The 1,485-nt window shown below is 65.9% G+C and carries 2 protein-coding genes; both read right to left on the reverse strand.

What is annotated here, in order from left to right; genetic code table 11:
• Positions 1 to 372: flagellin N-terminal helical domain-containing protein (locus H9624_RS16240; RefSeq protein WP_443678512.1), on the reverse strand; the 372-nt coding region annotated here is incomplete at its 3' end.
• Between the two features lie 189 nt (positions 373 to 561).
• A complete protein-coding gene (locus H9624_RS16245) occupies positions 562 to 1,446 on the reverse strand; it encodes a flagellin N-terminal helical domain-containing protein (protein ID WP_286011334.1) in 885 nt (294 codons plus the stop codon).
• Positions 1,447 to 1,485 lie beyond the last annotated feature (39 nt).

Below are 1,485 nucleotides of genomic sequence, written 5' to 3' on the forward strand. Positions count from 1 at the left end.
CAGGCCCTCGGCGAGCTGGTCGAGCTCGCTCTGGATGTTGCCCTTGGCGGTGTCGCTGAGCGAACCGGTGTTGGCGGCCTGGACGGACAGGTCACGCATCCGCTGGAGGATGGCGTGGGACTCGTTGAGGGCACCCTCAGCGGTCTGGACGACGGAGATACCGTCCTGAGCGTTACGGACGGCGACGTTGAGGCCACCGATCTGCGAGCGCAGGCCCTCGGAGATCGCCAGACCCGCGGCGTCGTCGGCCGCACGGTTGATACGGAAACCGCTGGACAGCTTCTCGAGGGAGGAGCCCAGGTCGTTCTGCGTGTTGGTGAGGTTGCGGTACGCGTTCATCGCCGACACGTTGTTCTGCACGGACATAGCCATGGTGGTGTTCCTCTTCTTCCTGAAGATCAGTGGATCGACTACCCATCCATGGGCGGTCATCAGGTCTCATCGGCCAGCCCCGAGCCGAGTTGAGGAGTTTGCGACCCGAGATCGAACGCGAACGGCGGCCCGTCCTGGTGGGACGGGCCGCCGGTCAGTGCGGTGCTACCGGGCCGGGCCCGGTGGCGGTCAGCGCAGCAGCGAGAGGATCGACTGCGGCATCTGGTTGGCCTGGGCCAGCATGGAGGTGCCAGCCTGCTGGAGGATGTTCGAGCTGGTGTAGCTGACCATCTCGTTGGCCATGTCGGTGTCCCGGATCCGGGACTCCGACGCGGTGAGGTTCTCGACCGAGACCTGCAGGTTGTTGATCGTGTGGTCCAGACGGTTCTGCTTCGCACCCAGGTCCGAACGCACCGTCGAGACGGTCTCGATCGCCGTGTCGATGAGCTTGATCGCCTGCTCGGCACCGGTTCCGCTGCCGGGCACGGCCGGGTCGAGAGTCGTCCCGACAGCGTCGATGTCGAGGGCCCCGACGCCGAGCCCGGCGGAGTCCATGCCGGTCTTGGCGCCGGCGGCACCCGCGCCGTGGCCGATGACGACGGAGATCGTCTCGCCCTCGTTGGCGCCCACCTGGAAGGTGCCGTTGTACGTGCCGTCGAGCAGCTTGGTGCCGTTGAACTGGGTCTGCTCGGCGATGCTGTCCAGGCCCTCGGCGAGCTGGTCGAGCTCGCTCTGGATGTTGCCCTTGGCGGTGTCGCTGAGCGAACCGGTGTTGGCGGCCTGGACGGACAGGTCACGCATCCGCTGGAGGATGGCGTGGGACTCGTTGAGGGCACCCTCAGCGGTCTGGACGACGGAGATACCGTCCTGAGCGTTACGGACGGCGACGTTGAGGCCACCGATCTGCGAGCGCAGGCCCTCGGAGATCGCCAGACCCGCGGCGTCGTCGGCCGCACGGTTGATACGGAAACCGCTGGACAGCTTCTCGAGGGAGGAGCCCAGGTCGTTCTGCGTGTTGGTGAGGTTGCGGTACGCGTTCATCGCCGACACGTTGTTCTGCACGGACATAGCCATGGTGGTGTTCCTCTTCTTCCTGAAGATCAGTGGATCGAC

The organism is Oceanitalea stevensii, from assembly GCF_014837105.1.
GTDB lineage: Bacteria > Actinomycetota > Actinomycetes > Actinomycetales > Actinomycetaceae > Oceanitalea > Oceanitalea stevensii.